Origin of the sequence: Serratia sp. (in: enterobacteria), assembly GCF_051654945.1 — a bacterium.
GTDB lineage: Bacteria > Pseudomonadota > Gammaproteobacteria > Enterobacterales > Enterobacteriaceae > Chania.
Window position 1 is genome coordinate 586,199 of the sequence record NZ_JBOFZA010000072.1, and the last position, 17,303, is coordinate 603,501.

16 protein-coding genes and 3 pseudogenes are annotated in these 17,303 nt (G+C 50.5%); 4 read left to right on the forward strand and 15 right to left on the reverse strand.

Annotated features, from left to right (window positions below):
• Positions 1-194 precede the first annotated feature (194 nt).
• The 3 genes from fdhF to ACRDCA_RS13290 all read left to right on the forward strand — a co-directional run bounded on the left by fdhF (position 195) and on the right by ACRDCA_RS13290 (position 5,004).
• Entirely contained in the window at positions 195-2,339 is a 2,145-nt protein-coding gene (gene fdhF, locus ACRDCA_RS13280) for a formate dehydrogenase subunit alpha (RefSeq protein WP_438689933.1), read from the forward strand.
• A gap of 288 nt (positions 2,340-2,627) precedes the next feature.
• Entirely contained in the window at positions 2,628-3,785 is a 1,158-nt protein-coding gene (gene rfaQ / locus ACRDCA_RS13285; protein ID WP_438689934.1) for a putative lipopolysaccharide heptosyltransferase III, read from the forward strand.
• 19 nt (positions 3,786-3,804) lie between these two features.
• Positions 3,805-5,004 carry an O-antigen ligase family protein gene (locus ACRDCA_RS13290; protein ID WP_438689935.1) on the forward strand — a complete coding sequence of 400 codons (1,200 nt, stop codon included), beginning with the start codon at positions 3,805-3,807 and terminating at the stop codon, positions 5,002-5,004.
• Between the two features lie 70 nt (positions 5,005-5,074).
• On the opposite strand, the gene ACRDCA_RS13295 is transcribed toward ACRDCA_RS13290, so the two are convergent.
• From ACRDCA_RS13295 to tnpA, 6 genes and pseudogenes are all read right to left on the reverse strand, one after another.
• Positions 5,075-6,673 (reverse strand): ABC transporter substrate-binding protein, encoded by a 1,599-nt coding sequence (locus ACRDCA_RS13295; protein ID WP_438689936.1) that lies wholly within the window; start codon positions 6,671-6,673, stop codon positions 5,075-5,077.
• 146 nt (positions 6,674-6,819) lie between these two features.
• Positions 6,820-7,614, reverse strand: coding sequence for an ABC transporter ATP-binding protein (locus ACRDCA_RS13300; RefSeq protein WP_438689937.1), 795 nt, complete (start codon positions 7,612-7,614; stop codon positions 6,820-6,822).
• Positions 7,611-8,513 (reverse strand): ABC transporter permease, encoded by a 903-nt coding sequence (locus tag ACRDCA_RS13305; protein ID WP_438689938.1) that lies wholly within the window; start codon positions 8,511-8,513, stop codon positions 7,611-7,613. Before ACRDCA_RS13305 ends, ACRDCA_RS13300 begins: the two co-directional genes overlap by 4 nt.
• Before the next feature lie 80 nt (positions 8,514-8,593).
• Positions 8,594-9,556: an ABC transporter substrate-binding protein gene (locus tag ACRDCA_RS13310; RefSeq protein WP_438689939.1), complete on the reverse strand. Its 963-nt coding sequence runs from the start codon at positions 9,554-9,556 to the stop codon at positions 8,594-8,596.
• A 310-nt stretch (positions 9,557-9,866) separates the two neighbouring features.
• Positions 9,867-10,445 carry an ATP-dependent Clp protease proteolytic subunit gene (locus ACRDCA_RS13315; protein ID WP_438689940.1) on the reverse strand — a complete coding sequence of 193 codons (579 nt, stop codon included), beginning with the start codon at positions 10,443-10,445 and terminating at the stop codon, positions 9,867-9,869.
• A gap of 551 nt (positions 10,446-10,996) precedes the next feature.
• A pseudogene (tnpA, locus tag ACRDCA_RS13320) lies at positions 10,997-11,142 on the reverse strand (IS66 family insertion sequence element accessory protein TnpA); the annotation flags it as partial.
• Between the two features lie 159 nt (positions 11,143-11,301).
• Here tnpA and ACRDCA_RS13325 point away from each other — a divergent pair.
• Positions 11,302-11,857 (forward strand): annotated as a pseudogene (locus ACRDCA_RS13325) (RNA 2'-phosphotransferase).
• 120 nt (positions 11,858-11,977) lie between these two features.
• Here ACRDCA_RS13325 and ACRDCA_RS13330 read toward each other — a convergent pair.
• The 9 genes and pseudogenes from ACRDCA_RS13330 to ACRDCA_RS13370 form a co-directional block, all read right to left on the reverse strand.
• Positions 11,978-12,334: a hypothetical protein gene (locus tag ACRDCA_RS13330; RefSeq protein WP_438689941.1), complete on the reverse strand. Its 357-nt coding sequence runs from the start codon at positions 12,332-12,334 to the stop codon at positions 11,978-11,980.
• Positions 12,335-12,485: 151 nt separating this feature from the next.
• On the reverse strand, positions 12,486-12,839 hold the full coding sequence (locus ACRDCA_RS13335) for a hypothetical protein (protein WP_438689942.1): 354 nt from the start codon (positions 12,837-12,839) through the stop codon (positions 12,486-12,488).
• 3 nt (positions 12,840-12,842) lie between these two features.
• Positions 12,843-12,992 (reverse strand): hypothetical protein, encoded by a 150-nt coding sequence (locus tag ACRDCA_RS13340; RefSeq protein ID WP_438689943.1) that lies wholly within the window; start codon positions 12,990-12,992, stop codon positions 12,843-12,845.
• A gap of 306 nt (positions 12,993-13,298) precedes the next feature.
• Positions 13,299-13,625 carry a hypothetical protein gene (locus ACRDCA_RS13345; protein ID WP_438689944.1) on the reverse strand — a complete coding sequence of 109 codons (327 nt, stop codon included), beginning with the start codon at positions 13,623-13,625 and terminating at the stop codon, positions 13,299-13,301.
• A 4-nt stretch (positions 13,626-13,629) separates the two neighbouring features.
• A complete protein-coding gene (locus tag ACRDCA_RS13350; protein ID WP_438689945.1) occupies positions 13,630-14,067 on the reverse strand; it encodes a hypothetical protein in 438 nt (145 codons plus the stop codon).
• Positions 14,068-14,094: 27 nt separating this feature from the next.
• Positions 14,095-14,328: pseudogene (locus tag ACRDCA_RS13355) on the reverse strand (RHS repeat-associated core domain-containing protein); the annotation flags it as partial.
• 233 nt (positions 14,329-14,561) lie between these two features.
• A complete protein-coding gene (locus tag ACRDCA_RS13360; RefSeq protein WP_438689946.1) occupies positions 14,562-14,933 on the reverse strand; it encodes a hypothetical protein in 372 nt (123 codons plus the stop codon).
• On the reverse strand, positions 14,930-16,174 hold the full coding sequence (locus ACRDCA_RS13365) for an RHS repeat domain-containing protein (RefSeq protein ID WP_438689947.1): 1,245 nt from the start codon (positions 16,172-16,174) through the stop codon (positions 14,930-14,932). The genes ACRDCA_RS13360 and ACRDCA_RS13365 overlap by 4 nt, the downstream gene beginning before the upstream one ends.
• 189 nt (positions 16,175-16,363) lie before the next feature.
• On the reverse strand, positions 16,364-16,687 hold the full coding sequence (locus tag ACRDCA_RS13370) for a hypothetical protein (RefSeq protein WP_438689948.1): 324 nt from the start codon (positions 16,685-16,687) through the stop codon (positions 16,364-16,366).
• Between the last annotated feature and the right edge of the window lie 616 nt (positions 16,688-17,303).

Below are 17,303 nucleotides of genomic sequence, written 5' to 3' on the forward strand. Positions count from 1 at the left end.
GAAAGCAGCTCCCTCTCCTTTTTGGGGAGAGGGTTGGAGTGAGGGGGAAAATATCGAAATACGCACGTGCCATTAATCCACATCAAGTCAGCGTGGCACATTTTATGCTTCAAATGAGTGAGAACAATTTTTCGTCACTGGGATCCGGTGGCGAGGTGAGCAATGTCGAACAGGTTTAACAAGGAGTGCTGGAGATGAAAACTGTCATCACGGTCTGCCCTTATTGCGCTTCAGGTTGCAAAATCAACCTGATAGTCGACAACGGCAGGATCGTTAAGGCCGAAGGCGCTAATGGCGTGACCAATCAGGGCGAGCTGTGCCTGAAGGGGTATTACGGCTGGGATTTCGTTCATGATACCAAGATCCTGACCCCACGGCTGAAAACGCCGATGATCCGCCGGGTGCGTGGCGGCAAGCTGGAGTCGGTGTCCTGGGAAGAGGCAATCGAATTCGCCAGTTCTCGCCTGCTGGCCGTTAAAGAGCAATACGGCCCGAATGCGATTATGACCACCGGCTCCTCACGCGGGCCAGGTAACGAAGCCAACTATGTGATGCAAAAATTTGCTCGCGCCACCGTCGGTACCAACAATATCGACTGTTGCGCACGCGTCTGACACGGCCCCTCGGTTGCAGGTCTGCAGCGATCGGTCGGTAACGGCGCCATGAGCAACTCAATCTGCGAGATTGAGGATACCCAGTGTATTTTTGTCTTCGGCTATAACGCCGCGGACTCGCATCCTATTGTCGCCCGCCGCATTCTCAAGGCGAAGGAGAAAGGAGCCAAGGTTATTGTTTGCGATCCACGCTATATCGAAACGGCGCGTATTGCAGATATCCATTTGCCGTTGAAAAACGGTTCCAACATCGCGCTGATCAATGCGCTCGCCCATGTGATCATTGAGGAGAACCTGTACGATCAGCCGTTTGTTGAACATCATACCGAACAGTTCGAGGAGTATCGCGCCATAGTGGCGGGCTACCCACCGGAATCGGTTGAGAAAACCACGGGCCTCACCGCCCAGCAAATCCGTGAAACGGCACGGATGTATGCCACTGCGCCAACGGCCACCATCCTGTGGGGCATGGGTGTCACCCAGTTCTACCAGGGCGTGGAAACCGTGCGTGCGCTGACCAGCCTGGCGATGTTGACCGGTAACCTGGGCAAACCGAACGTCGGGGTGAACCCGGTGCGCGGGCAGAATAACGTTCAGGGTGCCTGTGACATGGGCGCATTGCCTAACACCCTGCCCGGCTATTTCCAGGTAACGGATGCCGGGGCGCGGGAGAGGTTTGCCAGCGCCTGGGGGATCGACGCCATGCCGGCGGAGATCGGCTATGCCTTGAGCGAAGTGCCGCACAATATCGACCATGGCAAACTCAAAGCGCACTACATCATGGGGGAGGATCCGTTACAGACAGAGCCAGACCTGGCGACCATCCGCAGAACCTTTGAGAAACTGGATCTGCTGATCGTGCAGGACATCTTCATGACCAAAACCGCCGCGATTGCCGACGTGATTTTCCCGGCAACCTCATGGGGCGAGCACGAAGGGGTGTATACCGCAGCAGACCGTGGCTTCCAACGTTTCTATAAAGCGGTGGAGCCGGTGGGCGATGTGAAGACGGACTGGCAGATTATCAGCCTGATGTCGACGGCCATGGGCTACCCGATGCACTACAACAATACGCAGGAAATCTGGGACGAACTGCGCGAGCTGTGCCCAATCTACTACGGTGCGACCTACGAGAAGATGGCGGATCTGGCCTACATTCAGTGGCCATGCCCAACGTTGGATCACCCGGGGACCGCTTATCTGTATGAGGGCGGTGAGTTCTCTCGGCCCGGAGGCAAAGCGGAGTTCTTTACCTGTGAATGGGCGCCACCGATCGATCAGCTCAGCGATGAATACCCGTTCGTGCTATCGACGGTGCGTGAGGTGGGCCATTATTCCTGCCGTTCAATGACCGGCAACTGTAAGGCGCTGGTCGCGCTGGCCGATGAGCCGGGCTATGTGCAGGTTAACTCGGTAGATGCGGCACGGTTGGGGATCGAGGATCAGGCATTGGTTTGGGTACGCTCCCGTCAGGGCAAGGTGATTACCCGTGCCAACGTCAGCGAACGCCCTAACCGGGGTGCGATCTACATGACCTACCAATGGTGGATCGGTGCCTGTAACGAGCTGGTGGCAGAGAACCTCAGCCCAATCACCAAAACGCCGGAATATAAATACTGTGCCGTGCAACTTGAGCCGATTAAGGATCAACAGCAGGCAGAGCACTATGTCCAGCAGGAGTACAGCAAGATCAAACAGCGCCTGCGCGAGGCCGCTGCGGGTTAATCAGTAAGGTCGAACCTCAAGGATGAGGTTCGGCTTTCCACGCCTCTCTCACCATCCGCTTTTTATCCCCACTTCCGGCAACGACAGCTATACTAAAATTCCTAACAACCATATTTTCCGTGGTGAACAAGTCCGCCTGATACCCCTTTCCTTTGTAAAGGATTGATCGTTTTCAACGATCGGTCTGATCTTATTGATCTGTACAACCAATTATCTTTGTCTTTCCAGCACCTATAAGATCGCCTTTTATCGTTCTCTGGGATATATCAGCAAAATATGACTTTCGCGATGAGTGCTAGCAAGGCCATGTTACCTGACCGCCGCTTGCCCAACGGACTACTGCACCGCGAAAGGGTGCAGCGCATCCTGGTTATCAAGCTGCGTCACTTTGGTGACGTTTTACTGACTACCCCCTTGCTCAGTACACTGCACGCCAATTACCCCAACGCCCTGATTGACGTGCTGGTGTATCAAGGCACAGAGGCGATGCTGGCGGGTAATCGGGATGTCTATCTGGCCTATACCGTCGATCGCAGCCTGAAACGACAAGGCTGCAAGGCACAGTATCGCGGTGAACAAGCCCTATGGAACAGCCTGCGCACCGGGCACTACGATCTGGTGATTAATCTGTCCGACCAGTGGCGAGCGGCGCTGTATTGCCGCTTTCTCAAGCCGACCTTCAGCCTGGGGTTTGCTTACCCCAAACGTAACAATCGGCTGTGGCGGGCTTGCCATTCATTGCTGGTGCCGGTAGATGGGCATGACCAGCAACACACCGTGCTCAATAATCTCGCCATTCTGGCCCCGTTGGCCTTACCGACCTTGATTACCAAGGTGACTCAGGCTTACCGCCAGTGCGATATTGATGAGATTGACCGCCTCACCCAGTGCCATCACCTGACAGACTTCGTGCTGATCCAACCGACCGCGCGCTGGGCCTTCAAGACCTGGTCGACGGCGGGGTTCACTCAGGTTATCGACTACCTTACCGCCACCGGAGAAACCGTGGTGTTAACCGGCGGGCGCTCTGCCGACGAAGCCGCCATGATAGCCGACATAATGGCCCGCTGCTCCCTGCCGCAACGGGTGGTCAATTTGGCCGGGCGGTTGGATCTGCCGGAACTGGCCGTACTGATCGATCGGGCAAAGTTGTTTATCGGCGTGGATTCGGTGCCGATGCATATGGCTGCCGCCTTGCAAACGCCTTCCGTCGTACTGTTCGGACCCAGTAATCTGCAACAGTGGTCGCCCTGGCAGGCTCCGCACACCCTGTTATGGGCGGGCGACTATCGCCCATTACCGAAGACCGACGCGGTGGATACCGCCACCCCGGAACGTTATCTGGACGCCATTCCCAGCGGTGATGTTATCCGGGCCATCAACCGTCAGCTTAATCGCCTGCAAATCTCGGCCTCTCACGCGGTGGCTGACACCGTATGTAATTAACCCTGCTATGAGCCATCCCATGTCATCAACCAACCTGTCTACCCCTACCCGCTTGCGACTGTTTGGCTTCACGGCGTTTTTGCTAGGCGTGTCCCTTCCAACTTCCAATGCGCTGATGAATGCCTCGCTGGTGTTGGCAGCGATATGCCTACTGTCGCAACGTGATTTTCGTCAGGTGATGCCTTTGCTCAGGCAGCCGCTGGTGTGGTTGCCTGCGTTGATGTTTGCACTGCTAGCTATCTCGTTGCTGACTGAGCACCACGAGTACGGCCCGAAGATGGTCGGCAAATATCAAAAACTGCTGTATGTATTGCCCCTGGCTCTGTTCTTTCTCGCTGATTCTCGACTTATTGCCCGCTTTATCAGCGGTTTTCTGCTTGCCAACGCGCTGATACTGGCAATCAGCGTGACGTCAGGCATCGGGAATGTGACGCTGAGTGGTCTCAATCCGCTGAATCCAACGGTCTTCAAACTGCAAATAACCCAGAACGTGTTTATGGCGTTTGCCGCACTGCTATGGCTAGCCCGTGCTTATGCGCAATCAGGCGTGCGGCGTTGGAGCTATGTAGCGTTGGCTCTGCTGGCAACGGCGAACATACTGTTGATGGTACAGGGGCGTACCGGTTATGTGGCGCTATTGGTCGGCGTGGGGCTTTGGTTGCTGTTGACGTTGCCGCGCTGGCAGCGGGTTAGCGTACTTGCCGGTGGCTTGCTGCTGGCCATTATGCTGATGTTTATACCGAATAGAGCGACGGAACGCCTGGCGCTTGGCCTTGCCGAAGTGCGCCACTGCGTGTTAGCCCCGGCAGACTTGGCCTATCAGGCTTGCGATAACTCGATGGGGCAACGCACCGCCTTTGCCCGCGAGTCGTTGCGCCTGATACAACAGGCTCCGTTGCTGGGGAACGGGGCCGGAAGCTTCTGGTATGGTAATGCGCAGACCGGTTACGGCGTGCATAACCCGCATAATGAGTATCTGCTAACAACGGTACAGAACGGTCTGCTGGGATTGGCGCTATTTCTGGGATGGATGTGGTGTTGTTTCCAAACGGCATGGCGTCAGCCGGTAGCCTGCCGAAGCCTGCTGGTTGCCGTGATCGGCAGCTACATGGCTTGCCACCTGTTCAACTCGTTCCTGCTGGACTCCGCCGAGGGGCATCTGTTTTTGGTGCTGGCCGCAGTGCTGGCGGGCTACCGCGTTGCCCGGCGGCCTAAATAACCTCAACCGTCTCGTGGCGTTGCAAGGGCGCAGCCTTGAATGAACTGCGCCCAAGCGTGTTGGCCTAAGGTCAATTCAGTTTGGCTTTGGAGAAATCGCTACCCATCAAACTGACGCTATAACCACTGACGTTGCTGCGCGTGGCATAAAAGGTTTTGCCATTCGCCAGCGCAATCCACGGTGCCTGCTGATAGAAGATCTCCTGCGCCTGGCCGTACAGTTTTGCACGTTCGGCTGGGACGCTGGTCAGCCTGGCTTGTTGCACCAGCCCATCATAGGTTTTATCGCACCAACGTGCGGCATTGGAGCCGGTTTTGATGCTGTTACACCCCAGCAGCACTTCGGCAAAGTTATCCGGATCGCCATTATCGGACATCCAGCCAAACAGCGCGGTGTCATGCTCGCCCTTACGCATCCCGGCGAGATACTCCCCCCACTCGTAAGAGACGATCTTCGCCTTCACGCCGACCTTTTCCCAGTCGCTTTGCAGCATTTCCGCAATACGCTTGGAGTTCGGATTATACGGGCGCTGAACCGGCATCGACCACAGGGTGATCTCAAAGCCTTTTTCCAGCCCGGCCTGTTTCAGCAGCGCCTTGGCTTTTTGTGGATCGTAGCCGTAATCCTGCAGATCTTTATCAAAACCCAGCATATTTGGTGGCAACGGCGATTTGGCTATCGTGGCAGAACCTAAAAATACCGCGTTCACAATGGCCTTTTTGTCGGTGGCATAGTTTAGCGCCTGGCGTACCAGCACGTTATCCAGCGGTTTTTTCTCGGTGTTAAACGCCAGATAGCCGACGTTTAATGCGTCCACCTTATGCAGGGTCAGATCTTTGTTTTTGTTGATTTCATCAAACTGTACCGGTGCCGGAGCCGGGATAATCTGGCACTCGTTGGTCTGGAGCTTCGCCAGACGCGTCTGCACGTTCGGCGTAATGGAGAAGATCAGATGCTTGGTGGGCACCTCACCATCCCAGTAATGGGGGTTGGCCACATAGCGGATCAGCGAATCAACCTTATATTGCTGTAATACGTAAGGGCCCGTGCCGATTGGCCAGGTGTCTACGTATTCTGGGGTGCCTTTTTTCAGCATCTCATCGGCATATTCGGCAGAAAGAATCGAAGCAAAGTCCATCCCCCAGTCGGCCAGAAACGCGGCGTTCGGTTCGTTCAGCACAAACTGCACATGGTAATCATCCAGCTTTTTCACTTCCTTGATCAGCGTATCCAGACCTACATCGTGAAAATATTCGTAATTACCCTGCGAAACCTTGTGATAGGGGTGGTTGGCATCTTTCTGGCGTAACACCGAGAACACCACATCATCGGCATTGAAATCACGGGTCGGCTTGAAGTTTTTATTGCTGTTGAATTTCACGCCCTGACGCAGGGTAAAGGTGTAGGTTTTACCATCCGGGGAGATTTTCCATTCGGTGGCCAATGAAGGCGTTGGCGTGTTCTTTACCGGATCGAAGTTGATTAAACGGTTGTATAGCACCTGCGAGCTGGCCACAAACGTTGGGCCAGAGCTGGCAATCTGTGGGTTGAACGACTCTGGTGACGCCTCGGAGCAGTAAATCAGTGTATCGTTGGCCGCCGCCATAGCAGCGCCTGCCGGTAAGAGTGTGCTCAGCACCAGCGCGAGCAGCGTTTTCCCTGTTGACATGGTCATAGCCTTGTTTGATTTTTTATCAGGCATCGATCTCAGCACGGACGAACAACCCAGGCAAATAACCAATTGCTCTCAGGTTATGCCAAAACCGTTGTTTTTGCTGTTTTATTCAGCAATTCGGCTGGCCCCCGTTGTGAGTCTCAGCTCAACAGTAGTCCATCATCATCCAGCTTTTCGCCGCGTGTTTTTTCAAACATCGCCAGCAGGTCGGTGACCTGCATATTCGCCCGTTGTTCACCAACCACATCCAGCACCACCCGGCCCTGATGCAGCATCACGGTACGATGACCGTGATCCAGAGCCTGACGCATGGAGTGCGTGACCATCAGCACGGTCAATTGCTGCTCGGCGACAATACGGTCGGTCAGCGCCAAGACAAAGGCCGCTGTTTTAGGATCGAGCGCGGCGGTATGTTCATCCAGTAACAACAGACGAGAAGGCTGTAACGATGCCATCAGCAGGCTGACCGCCTGACGCTGCCCGCCAGAAAGCAGGCCCATATGATCCCCTAAACGATTTTCCAGCCCCAGTTCCAACGTGGCCAACTTGTCGCGGAACAGCTGCCGCTGTTTGCTCTTGACGGCGCGCTGAAATCCCCGGGTTTGACCGCGTTGGAGCGCCAGGGCCAGATTCTCTTCAATGCTTAGCCCCTCACAGGTGCCTGCCAGCGGATCCTGAAAAACCCGGGCGACCATACCGGCACGCCGCCAGGCGGGCATCAGGGTCACGTCCTGCTCACCAATAAACAGCCGGCCGCGATCGGGGGTAATATCACCGCTGACCGCATTGAGCAGCGTAGACTTCCCTGCCCCATTGCTGCCGATAACCGTAACAAACTGCCCGGCTTCAATATCGAGCGATAAGCCACGTAATACCGGATTCTCCAGCGGAGTGCCGGGATTGAAGGTTTTAAACAACTGCTCGGCGCGCATCATGATGGCTGCCTCCTCCGCCTGTTTTTCAGTTTTTGTTTTAACTTCGGCAGGATCAGCGCCAGCGTGACCAGCAGCGCGGTGATCAGATTCAAATCCTGCGCTTGCAGGCCAATGAAGTCTGCGTTCAGGGCCAAAGCAATCATCAGGCGATACAGCAATGCCCCTAACAGGGTCGCCAGGGTGATCAGATACAGACTACGGGCAGGCAACAGCGTTTCACCGATAATCACCGCCGCCAGTCCGACGACGATAGTACCGATCCCCATTGAGATATCCGCGCCCCCTTGCGTCTGTACATACAGCGCCCCCGCCAGCGCAATCAGCGCGTTGGACACTGCCATGCCGATCACCGTCAACCGACTGGTCGCAATTCCCTGTGCTCTGGCCATGCGCGGATTCGCGCCGGTTGCCCGCAACGCCAGCCCCACCTCGGATGTCAGAAATGCGTCGAGCGCCAGTTTGACGACGACCACCACCACCAGCAGTAATAGCGGCTGGATCAGCCAGGCGTTGTCCTCAATCTGACTGATGAAAGGAGTGAAAACACTGGGTAAGCCGATCAGGGCCAGGTTGGGTGCGCCCATAATGCGTAGATTGATGGAATACAGGGCAATCATCACCAGAATGCTGGCTAACAGTTGCAAAATGCCGAGCCGCACATGCAGCCAGGCCGTTAAACACCCCGCACCGGCACCGGCGATAGCCGCCAGCAAACAGGCTAGCCAGGGATTATAACCGCTGACAATCATCACCGCGGCAACCGCGCCCCCTAAAGGGAAGCTGCCGTCGGCCGTCAGATCGGGAAAATTGAGTAAGCGAAAGGAGATCAACACGCCCAACGCGACCAGCGCAAAGATCAGGCCAATCTCCAAAGCTCCCATCAGGGAAATTAACGACATGCGGACCTCATAAACATTCTGGCCCACCGCGTTCGGTGGGCCATTTACACCCGGGACAAACCATGATCCAACGCAGATCGTTACTTAATGACTTCCTGTGCCGACTGCACCAGATCTGCTGGCAGAGTCACGCCCTGCTTCTGAGCAGCGGCAGGGTTCACGCTCAGGCTGAGCTTGCTGCCGACTTCAGGTGCGATAGTGCCAGGCTTTTCCCCGTCCAACAGGCGAACGACAATTTTACCGGTCTGGCGGCCCAAGTCGTAATAGCTCATCCCCAACGCCGCTGCCGCACCGCGTTTGGCCACGCTGTTGTCACCGGCGATTAACGGGATTTTAGCCTGATTGGCAATGCCAACCAGTGATTCGTAGGTGGAGATCACGTTGTTATCGGTATTGGTGTAGATCACATCGACTTTACCCACCAGGCTCTTCGCCGCCGGAGCAACGTCGATGGTGCGTGCGGCAGGAACCTCAACCAGCGTCATGCCGCGTTTGGTTAATTCGTCTTTCAGTTCCTTGACCACCACCGTCGAGTTGATCTCACCTGGGCTGAAGACCATGCCCACGCGTTTGGCATCCGGCTTAACCTTCAAGATCAGATCGACCTGCGGGCCGATGGCAACGCTGTCCGAAACGCCGGTCACGTTAGTCCCGCTCGGCTGCCAACTGCCAACCAGTTTGGCCGCCACCGGATCGGTTACCGTAGTAAACACCACCGGGATGGTCTTGGTCGCCGCCACCACCGACTGGGCCGCAGGCGTTGAAATCGCCACTATCGCATCGGGTTTATCACCGATAAATTTACGTGCGATCTGCCCAGCCGTGGCCGTATTTCCCTGCGCGCTTTGAAACTGGATCTTGATCTTATCCTTGTCGTAACCCGCAGCCTTGAGTTCATCAATCACCCCATCACGGGTAGCATCCAGTGCCGGGTGGTCAACGATAGAGAGGATCGCTACCGATTTAGGCGCAGCGGCGTAACTGCTTACGGCAAACAAGGCGGCGGCAAGGGCTACAACAATATTTTTATTATTCAAATGCATAGCTATGTCCTTTCAGGTTAGAGGCGGTGACCGATGTGCTGCTTAGCCATCCTAGCACAGTGTTTTACCGCCATCTATGCATTAACGTTCTGTTATCATATGCTTAACATGCAGAATCGAAAGAAATCGCTCGCTACGCTTACACTTGCCAGTGATTCGGGTCACAAACCGTCACTTTTTGCCTCTCGTTGTTCGATGCACAGCCTTGTGACATACCCCGCTGCCAAGCAACGGGGTTGGTGGGTTATGTCCGAAAATGGCCTGCGGGTGGTATGGGGATTTGACGCTGCGGCGGATTAATACCTGGTGATTAAGTGATTTCTTTCTCGCTGACAATGACTTTTGATACCAGACCATAGTCGATCGCTTCAGCCACCGGCATCCAAAAGTCGCGATCGATATCGTTCAAGACTTTTTCCAGTTTCTGTCCGGTTTCCTTGGCGATCAAATTAGCAATCCTCTCCCGGATACGAATAATTTCTTTTGCCTGCAGCGCTACATCGGTAGCCTGGCCGCCGATGCCGCCACTCGGCTGATGGATCAGAAAGCGCGTATTGGTCAGGCAGAAGCGACGTTCTTTGGGCACCGATAAAAACACATTAACCGCAGCGCTCCCTACCCAACCGCTGCCAATCATATTGACCGGAGCACTAATAAAGCGGATGACATCGTGGATCACGTCACCCGACTCTACATGGCCGCCAGGTGAACAAATCAGGAAATTAATCGGCGCGGAAGACTCATCGGACAGCGCTACCAGTTGCTTGACGACATTGTAGGCCACCGTGTCGTTGATTTGCCCAAACAGCAGGATAGTGCGCGACTTGAAGGTTCTCTCATCCAAAAAGGCATCACGCTGAAGAGTCGTTTTTTCCGTTTTTTCTTCCATCTTAAACCTCGACTATTATGTCTATCTTCCCCGCCAGAAGGCTCGGGCCGTGGTTAACTCAGGTTGCGAAATATTCCGTTCCCTAATAGAGCAACGCAGATTGTCAGCGTTCGCTCAAGCGACAACCTGACAATTATAGACTCGAGCCAGGAAAGCGTTGGCTGGGCTATTTATGCTTGAGTCCTGGTCCGGGGGCTGTTTTGTTCTGATATCGCCTAGATAAACGACAAAGTGCCAGCCTGCCTGATACAAAGCATTGCGGTATTGCCAAAAAGGATTTCTTACCGGGTCGGGGGATTGGATTTGGTATCAACAGGATGAGATAAAAGACGTAGGCATTGATACTTTTATCGTAACTCATGGCGGGTATAACGAATGTTAATATTTAGGCGCCCAAAACGAAAAACCCCAAGCCTCCAGCCCTGGTCAGTTCTTATCGTAGCCGGATAGCCGAGAAACAGTGCAATGCTGTCCAGAATCCGCGTGACCTGAGTGCCTGAAACCTCAAAGACAACGGCCACCGTCGCCACTCTTTCGTGAAGTAGTCCACGCACATCCATCCCGCCATACTTCTTACGCCAGGTGTAAAACGTGCGTCGGAGATGGCGTGCTTACGGCAGAGTTCACGGGCAGAAACCCCGCTTTCCGCTGCGCGGAGAATACTGATGATCTGTTGGTCGGAAAAACGCTTGCTCATGGGGATGTCCTCATGTGGCTTATAAAGACATTACTAACATCGGGTGTACTAATCATCTGGGAGCTGGTCAGCCTGTCTCAGTGAGCGCATCGTGTTACGTATCACATGCAACTTGAAGTATCGTGAGTATAAACTGATATTAACAATCAGGAATGTGAAATGAGTAGTCAAAGTCAAGATGTAAGTAAGTTTTTAAGTTATGTATTACGTCATCAACCAGAGTCTATCGGTTTAATTCTGGACAGTGAGGGGTGGGTAAGACTCGCTTATTACCTGTGCGACCTAAAAAGGTAGAATACTTAACTTACAGTTAATAAAATTAGTTGCAGAGAACAGCGAAAAGAAGCGTTTCTCTATTTCTGGCGATGGCTGTAATATCCGTGCTGTACAGGGACACTCCTCACCGAAAGTGGATATTAAGTATCAGGCACCACAGTATCTTTACCATAGCACAGCAACACGTTTTATCAACTAAATTCATCAAGATAGCTTGATCGCAGGCTCTCGTCAGTATGTACATCTATCCTCTGATATAACTACAGCAATAGCGGTTAGCCAGCGGCATGGTAAACCTGTTGTATTAACAATTAATGCATTGGCCATGCAACAAAATGGCTTTAAATTCTACCAAGCTGATAATGGTGTGTGGTTAACGGCTACAGTGCCGGCGAAGCTTATCTGTGAATGCATGACGGATTCGCCTAACCTAGAGTAACTTTAACATACGCCCGGGGACGGTTTTCCCCCAGCTAAAAACTGAACACATATGGATACCATCATAACTTTTTTATATTATAACGACAGAATTCGTCATCCAAATTTCGCGACTGGTCATTCACTCTCCATCATATTCAATGGTAGCCTCTAATGCAATGCGAAGCCAATCCCAAAACCCACTAAATTCAATAACATTCTCATACCCTTCGTTAGCGAAATCATGAATGATTATTACTCGTCCTGGTTTATCTTTATCCCAGTATGCGATGTCATCATTATCCTCACGCCTCGCGAATGGAACTAGTTGCCTTGATGGATATCTAGATTTTATTCCATCATAACGTGATCTCAGTCTTTCTCCCTGAAGTATTATCCATGGGTCAAAATCTAGCAACCCTTGCTCCACTATCCTATTGAATTCAAAAGGGTATTCAAACCATTCTGGAAGTTCGTCTTTTGTAAGAAATTTATCCATTTACTCTATTCAACCTGTGCATTAGTTTTCCAGTATTATATCTGACAGCCTCATTGGTTTTTTATAAAACACAAACCTAGTTCTGTCACTCTTGGGATATAACAATAAAACCCGGAAGGTTATATAAATACTCTTTCCGGAATTTTAATTATCAACCTTCCTCTACACATTTATCACTAATAACAGAGCTTACATTTAATTGAACAAAAAAATTCTTAATGAATTTATATCGACTCAGTTTTTCAGTGTTTTCCCCATTGAAAATTGATATATTTATCAATGACATAAATTCCTTATTGTCTTCATATAACCATTCTTGAGAACTCGCAATGTAATTGTCGGTAATGGTTAATTTATCTGCATAGAGACCAGAGTAATTAAAGTAAACTCCAAAATAGGAACTATCATGCTCTGCACATGTGATATCCCATTTCTTTTCAAGTAGTTCCTTTAGTTCTTCTTTTGTTTTATCACTTCCGTATTTCAAATAATATGACTTTTTCATTCGTTATCCACCATGTTTGCCAGGCATTCTAATTCCTTTCCCTTTGAGCTTGATGTTTTCAGGGGATGAAAATATCATAACATTTACTGGCCTATTACCTGACATTCTAGAAAGTTTCTGGAGTGTATCATCAATACCTAATTCCTTAGCCATATCAATAGGTCCACCTCTACCTCCTTTACCAATTCCTAATGACTCTGCCTTTTTATACAAATCAGGTTGTGAAATGGCAACATCAAAATCACTAATACGTCAAAGATAAAACGGTTTTCCGGTTGAAAAGCTGACGCTTGACACAGAACTTCCTTGCGTACAAGACACCGCACCTGGATATCCCGACTTTTCCAGTCCTCTCGAAAGATAATCTCGACCAAAGTTTCATTGATAATGGCCCCACGTTAACCATCAGCTAAAAAGACATCTACTTACATGTAGGGCCATCAATTTAATGAGATTTAGTTACCAATTTGATAGCTCACCATCCTCGTCTAGTATAAGAATGCTCACCCTCTCCCTTATAGATGAAAATAACCCCATTAGGTCATCCTCAATGCTTTTTGGATGGGAGCTAATCTCTAAGAATATTGATTCCGGCTCAATAAAAAGTCTAACATCATAACCCCAATGCTTCGCCTGATCCTTACTTTCCAAACCTAGCAACCAATACTCACCGTCTGACTTTGCATCAACAAATGTCCTTAGCGAAGTAATCATCATTTTTACTTCATCAATATTGGTAATGAGCCAATTTTTGTTTTCGAAATGTATTCTAAACTCAGCTGACATTATTTTAATCCTCTTGTCGACCATGAGCTCTTCCCGATACCGCGGGGAAATCTGATGGATTCTTAATTCCAATGTGCGCTTCAGATGAATGGGTGCTAACACTAGTCGAACCATTATCGGCTAATTCAACTGTACCTGGATTACCATGTCTACCTAAAGATTTATGTACATGAGCATTGTTGCCTGCTTTGTAAGGGGTTGTGTTTGTATTCCCATAGGCATGGATCTGAACTTCTGATCCATCAGGATGTACCCATCTTTGGTTCTTAGGGTTTGCAGGGTTAGTCCTTGTATAGCCACCATCTATCAGGATATTTTGTATATGTCCTACAGACTTTCCTTTTAGCGGAGGCAATCCAGATTCATTAGGTACTAAAGATAAGTTGCCATGGGCATCAACCCATTGTCCCGACTGATTTTGAGTTGCTGCATTATTTCGCACTCCTGGAGGGCATCCTCCCGGCACGCTCGTCAAGCCCAGCGGATCCACCCAACCAGTAGGGTTAGGCACATACTGCGTCTGGTTCAGCCCACCGGCCAGCCCAATAGGGTCCGGCGTGATAAACCGGGCTGTGTCCGGCGAGTAATACCGATAGCGGTTATAGTGTAGCCCGCTTTCTGCATCGAAGTACTGCCCTTGGAATCGCAACGGTTGTGCCACTGCGCCAACGAACGCTACCGCCAGATTGCCGTAGGCGCGGTACGCCGCACTCTAGGCAACATGGTCTTTTATTTATCGCGGATCAACCCCAATTGGCCATTCAGATCGAGGCAAATCAGAACATCACTATCTTGAAGGTAAGTACTGGTTTATCAAATTACCCATGCTGTCGTCGCCATAAAACGGGTAACAGGACTCAAGGATTCCTCCAATAACCACCTAGACTCATCAAAATTGAAAGCCAGTAATCGGTATCGACGTAACCTGCCAACAGGTTAATAATGCATATTTATCTCCCACGATGTACTATCAAAAATTCTTACCAATACTATGAAATTATCTAGTTCGTTATTTTCTATACAGCTATATGGAACTGGATGCGTGATCGCACCTAACGTACATAACATTATATCCGTTAATGATTCAGCCAATGATTTTATATCTTTCCATGTCAATTCAAGGCCAGTATCTTTAGATAAAACCAACTCTTCAAACTCAGGCATTGAGAGCCCTAATGGGGCAATTCCAACACCATTAAACTCATAAACACACCATATCCATTCATTATCTGGTATTTTTTCTAGCAAATCAGATAGTTTAATTTTCACGCCGCTATCTGAAAGCATTTTCCCTTTAATTATATTCATTTTGGTATCACCAATTCGACTGCTGGCCCATGTTGAGGAGTACCTCCCGTGGGGTTGGGAAGATAATTATGTTGATGAGAATTTGGGTGCTCTTTTGGGCGACCATGATCTGTGAAATCAATATCTCGTATCGGAATTAATTTCCCGTTATCGTCATATCCCCATTCTCTAGCTTGAGTATACTCTCCTTTTCGACCTTTTTTCGTTCCTAATTGGGTATGAGGAAGTTCTACATCAGGCACGGGGTTACCATAACTATCCCGAGGTAGTGGACGGTCTGGTCTATATACTCCATATTTTTCCGGGCAAGTACCCGGCACACTAACTAACCCCAGCGGATCCACCCACCCGGTCGGGTTAGGCACATACTGCGTCTGGTTCAGCCCACCAGCAAGCCCAATCGGGTCAGGCGTGATAAACCGGGCCGTCTCCGGCGAGTAATAACGATAGCGGTTATAGTGTAGCCCGCTCTCTACATCATGGTACTGTCCCTGGAATCGCAGCGGCTGCGCCACGGACTCAACGAACGCTACCGCCAGATTGCCGTAGGCGCGGTAAGCCGCACTCCAGGCAACCTGTCCTTTGCCGTTGACCAGTTCCTGCGGGGTGCCGAGGTGGTCTGTCAGGTAGTAGTAAATCTCCGACTTGCGTCCCTTACCCAACAACTGTGCCAGCGGCACAAAGCTGCCGGGGGTGTACAGGTAGTTTTTATAGGTTGCCAGATGCGCCGGTTTGGGGTCGTCCGCCGTAAAGATATTATCATCGTCGGCGCATTCTGCCACCATCCGCTCACCCTGCCAGAAGAACCGGGTAAGGGCATCGGGCCGTTGCGAGAGCAGGTCCTGCTTCTTGATGCGGCGACCAAACGCATCATAGGCATAGGCGAAGTGGATTTTCTGCCCCTGCCGCTGTTCAATAAACTCCACCAGCCGGTGCTGGCAGTCATAACGGAACTCCCACACCCACAAGGGTTTGGTGCTGCGCACTTCACGTGTCAGGTTGCCAAACTCGTCATACTCGAACCGCGTATCGCCTTTCTGCTTGAGCAGGTTGCCACGGAATTGCGCTCCACGGGAGGCGGCGTCGTTCCCCAACACGTTACCCGCCGCATCGTGCGTAAACTGCTCACTGACACCCCGCCAGCGCAGCGCCTGCGGCAAGGCTTCGGGGTAGGCTATCGGGTGGTGCAAGGCTTCAGTCAGGCGATGATGCTTACCTGCACCGGCACTATAGTGCGTCATCTACCGATGATCTTTACCCCACCACTCAATCACTAGGTTGCCAAAGCGGTTATAGCCTATATGGTGAGCGGCATAAAATGCCAGCAGGTTGCGGTATACCGCAACCTAGCAACCCGGTCGTTACACACCAAATTAACACCATGTTTTTGATGCCTGACGTGGTTAATTTAAATTTGAAAAATATAATAACTAACCATTATGCCGTCTTTTCCGAATAATCTCATCATAATGCTCAGGCGTATGAATCAAAGTTTGCATGTCTTCATAATGGCCTCGACACCTAATATCTATGTAATCATCAGGAACTTCAACCACCGTAGCTATAAAACCACTTTTAACATTCCCAAAGCATATGTACGCCTCCTCATTATCTTCTATTTCCTTTATGAGTGACGTTTGTTCATTAGTATTTTCATTTGGCTTCCATTTGCCAAAAACATCAAAGTTATCGACTATCGGATTGATCACTTCCCCAATGCAAACCCCTCTCCAATATATCATGTTATTATTCATTCCTATATCCTTCAAAAACCTTATCACCGTAGGCCCTCTGGGGTTTTCCCTTTCCACCGACCTGTTATCTCTATAGTATCAGTGCCTATTAAAGCGTTAAAGGAATAGGATGACTTGCCAATTGCCATCCTTTCCTCTACTACAATAGTTTCTTCACCTATTAAATCTTACTATTCTTTTTGATTTTAAAAAAATAGCGACTCATAATAAGATGGATCATGAACTACAGTATTAATTTCTTTGTAAGAACCGAAAACTGTAACCTCAAGATCCTCTTCTGGTATTGCATATACAATACCAACCATTCCACCATCAGCATCTCCAATGCATACAAATGCTTCTTCGCCCTTGTTTATCTCATCAAAAAATAGGTTCAGTGATTCATTTTCTTTCGGACGCCAACCTCATAAAAATAAAAGTTATCCGCCTTGACGTTAACTAAACTCCCTATTTCCTCTCTTTTCCAAAAAACAGTTAAGTTGCTCACCCCAGGTATCTTCATCTATATTTAAAGTTGTTTTTTATAAAACATTTTTTAAAAACTGAGCTTACCCCTTCTATTTATTAGCTATCACGAGGCAAACTCACAGTCATTTAGGCTACCGGAAAGTTCCTG

What these genes read in the sequence shown, in the direction of transcription:
- rfaQ (WP_438689934.1), top strand. Translation starts at nt 2,628, where the DNA reads ATGAGTGCTAGCAAGGCCATGTTACCTGACCGCCGCTTGCCCAACGGA.
- ACRDCA_RS13290 (WP_438689935.1), top strand. Translation starts at nt 3,805, where the DNA reads ATGTCATCAACCAACCTGTCTACCCCTACCCGCTTGCGACTGTTTGGC.
- ACRDCA_RS13295 (WP_438689936.1), bottom strand. Translation starts at nt 6,673, where the DNA reads ATGTCAACAGGGAAAACGCTGCTCGCGCTGGTGCTGAGCACACTCTTA.
- ACRDCA_RS13300 (WP_438689937.1), bottom strand. Translation starts at nt 7,614, where the DNA reads ATGATGCGCGCCGAGCAGTTGTTTAAAACCTTCAATCCCGGCACTCCG.
- ACRDCA_RS13305 (WP_438689938.1), bottom strand. Translation starts at nt 8,513, where the DNA reads ATGTCGTTAATTTCCCTGATGGGAGCTTTGGAGATTGGCCTGATCTTT.
- ACRDCA_RS13310 (WP_438689939.1), bottom strand. Translation starts at nt 9,556, where the DNA reads ATGCATTTGAATAATAAAAATATTGTTGTAGCCCTTGCCGCCGCCTTG.
- ACRDCA_RS13315 (WP_438689940.1), bottom strand. Translation starts at nt 10,445, where the DNA reads ATGGAAGAAAAAACGGAAAAAACGACTCTTCAGCGTGATGCCTTTTTG.
- ACRDCA_RS13330 (WP_438689941.1), bottom strand. Translation starts at nt 12,334, where the DNA reads ATGGATAAATTTCTTACAAAAGACGAACTTCCAGAATGGTTTGAATAC.
- ACRDCA_RS13335 (WP_438689942.1), bottom strand. Translation starts at nt 12,839, where the DNA reads ATGAAAAAGTCATATTATTTGAAATACGGAAGTGATAAAACAAAAGAA.
- ACRDCA_RS13340 (WP_438689943.1), bottom strand. Translation starts at nt 12,992, where the DNA reads ATGGCTAAGGAATTAGGTATTGATGATACACTCCAGAAACTTTCTAGA.
- ACRDCA_RS13345 (WP_438689944.1), bottom strand. Translation starts at nt 13,625, where the DNA reads ATGTCAGCTGAGTTTAGAATACATTTCGAAAACAAAAATTGGCTCATT.
- ACRDCA_RS13360 (WP_438689946.1), bottom strand. Translation starts at nt 14,933, where the DNA reads ATGAATATAATTAAAGGGAAAATGCTTTCAGATAGCGGCGTGAAAATT.
- ACRDCA_RS13365 (WP_438689947.1), bottom strand. Translation starts at nt 16,174, where the DNA reads ATGACGCACTATAGTGCCGGTGCAGGTAAGCATCATCGCCTGACTGAA.
- ACRDCA_RS13370 (WP_438689948.1), bottom strand. Translation starts at nt 16,687, where the DNA reads ATGAATAATAACATGATATATTGGAGAGGGGTTTGCATTGGGGAAGTG.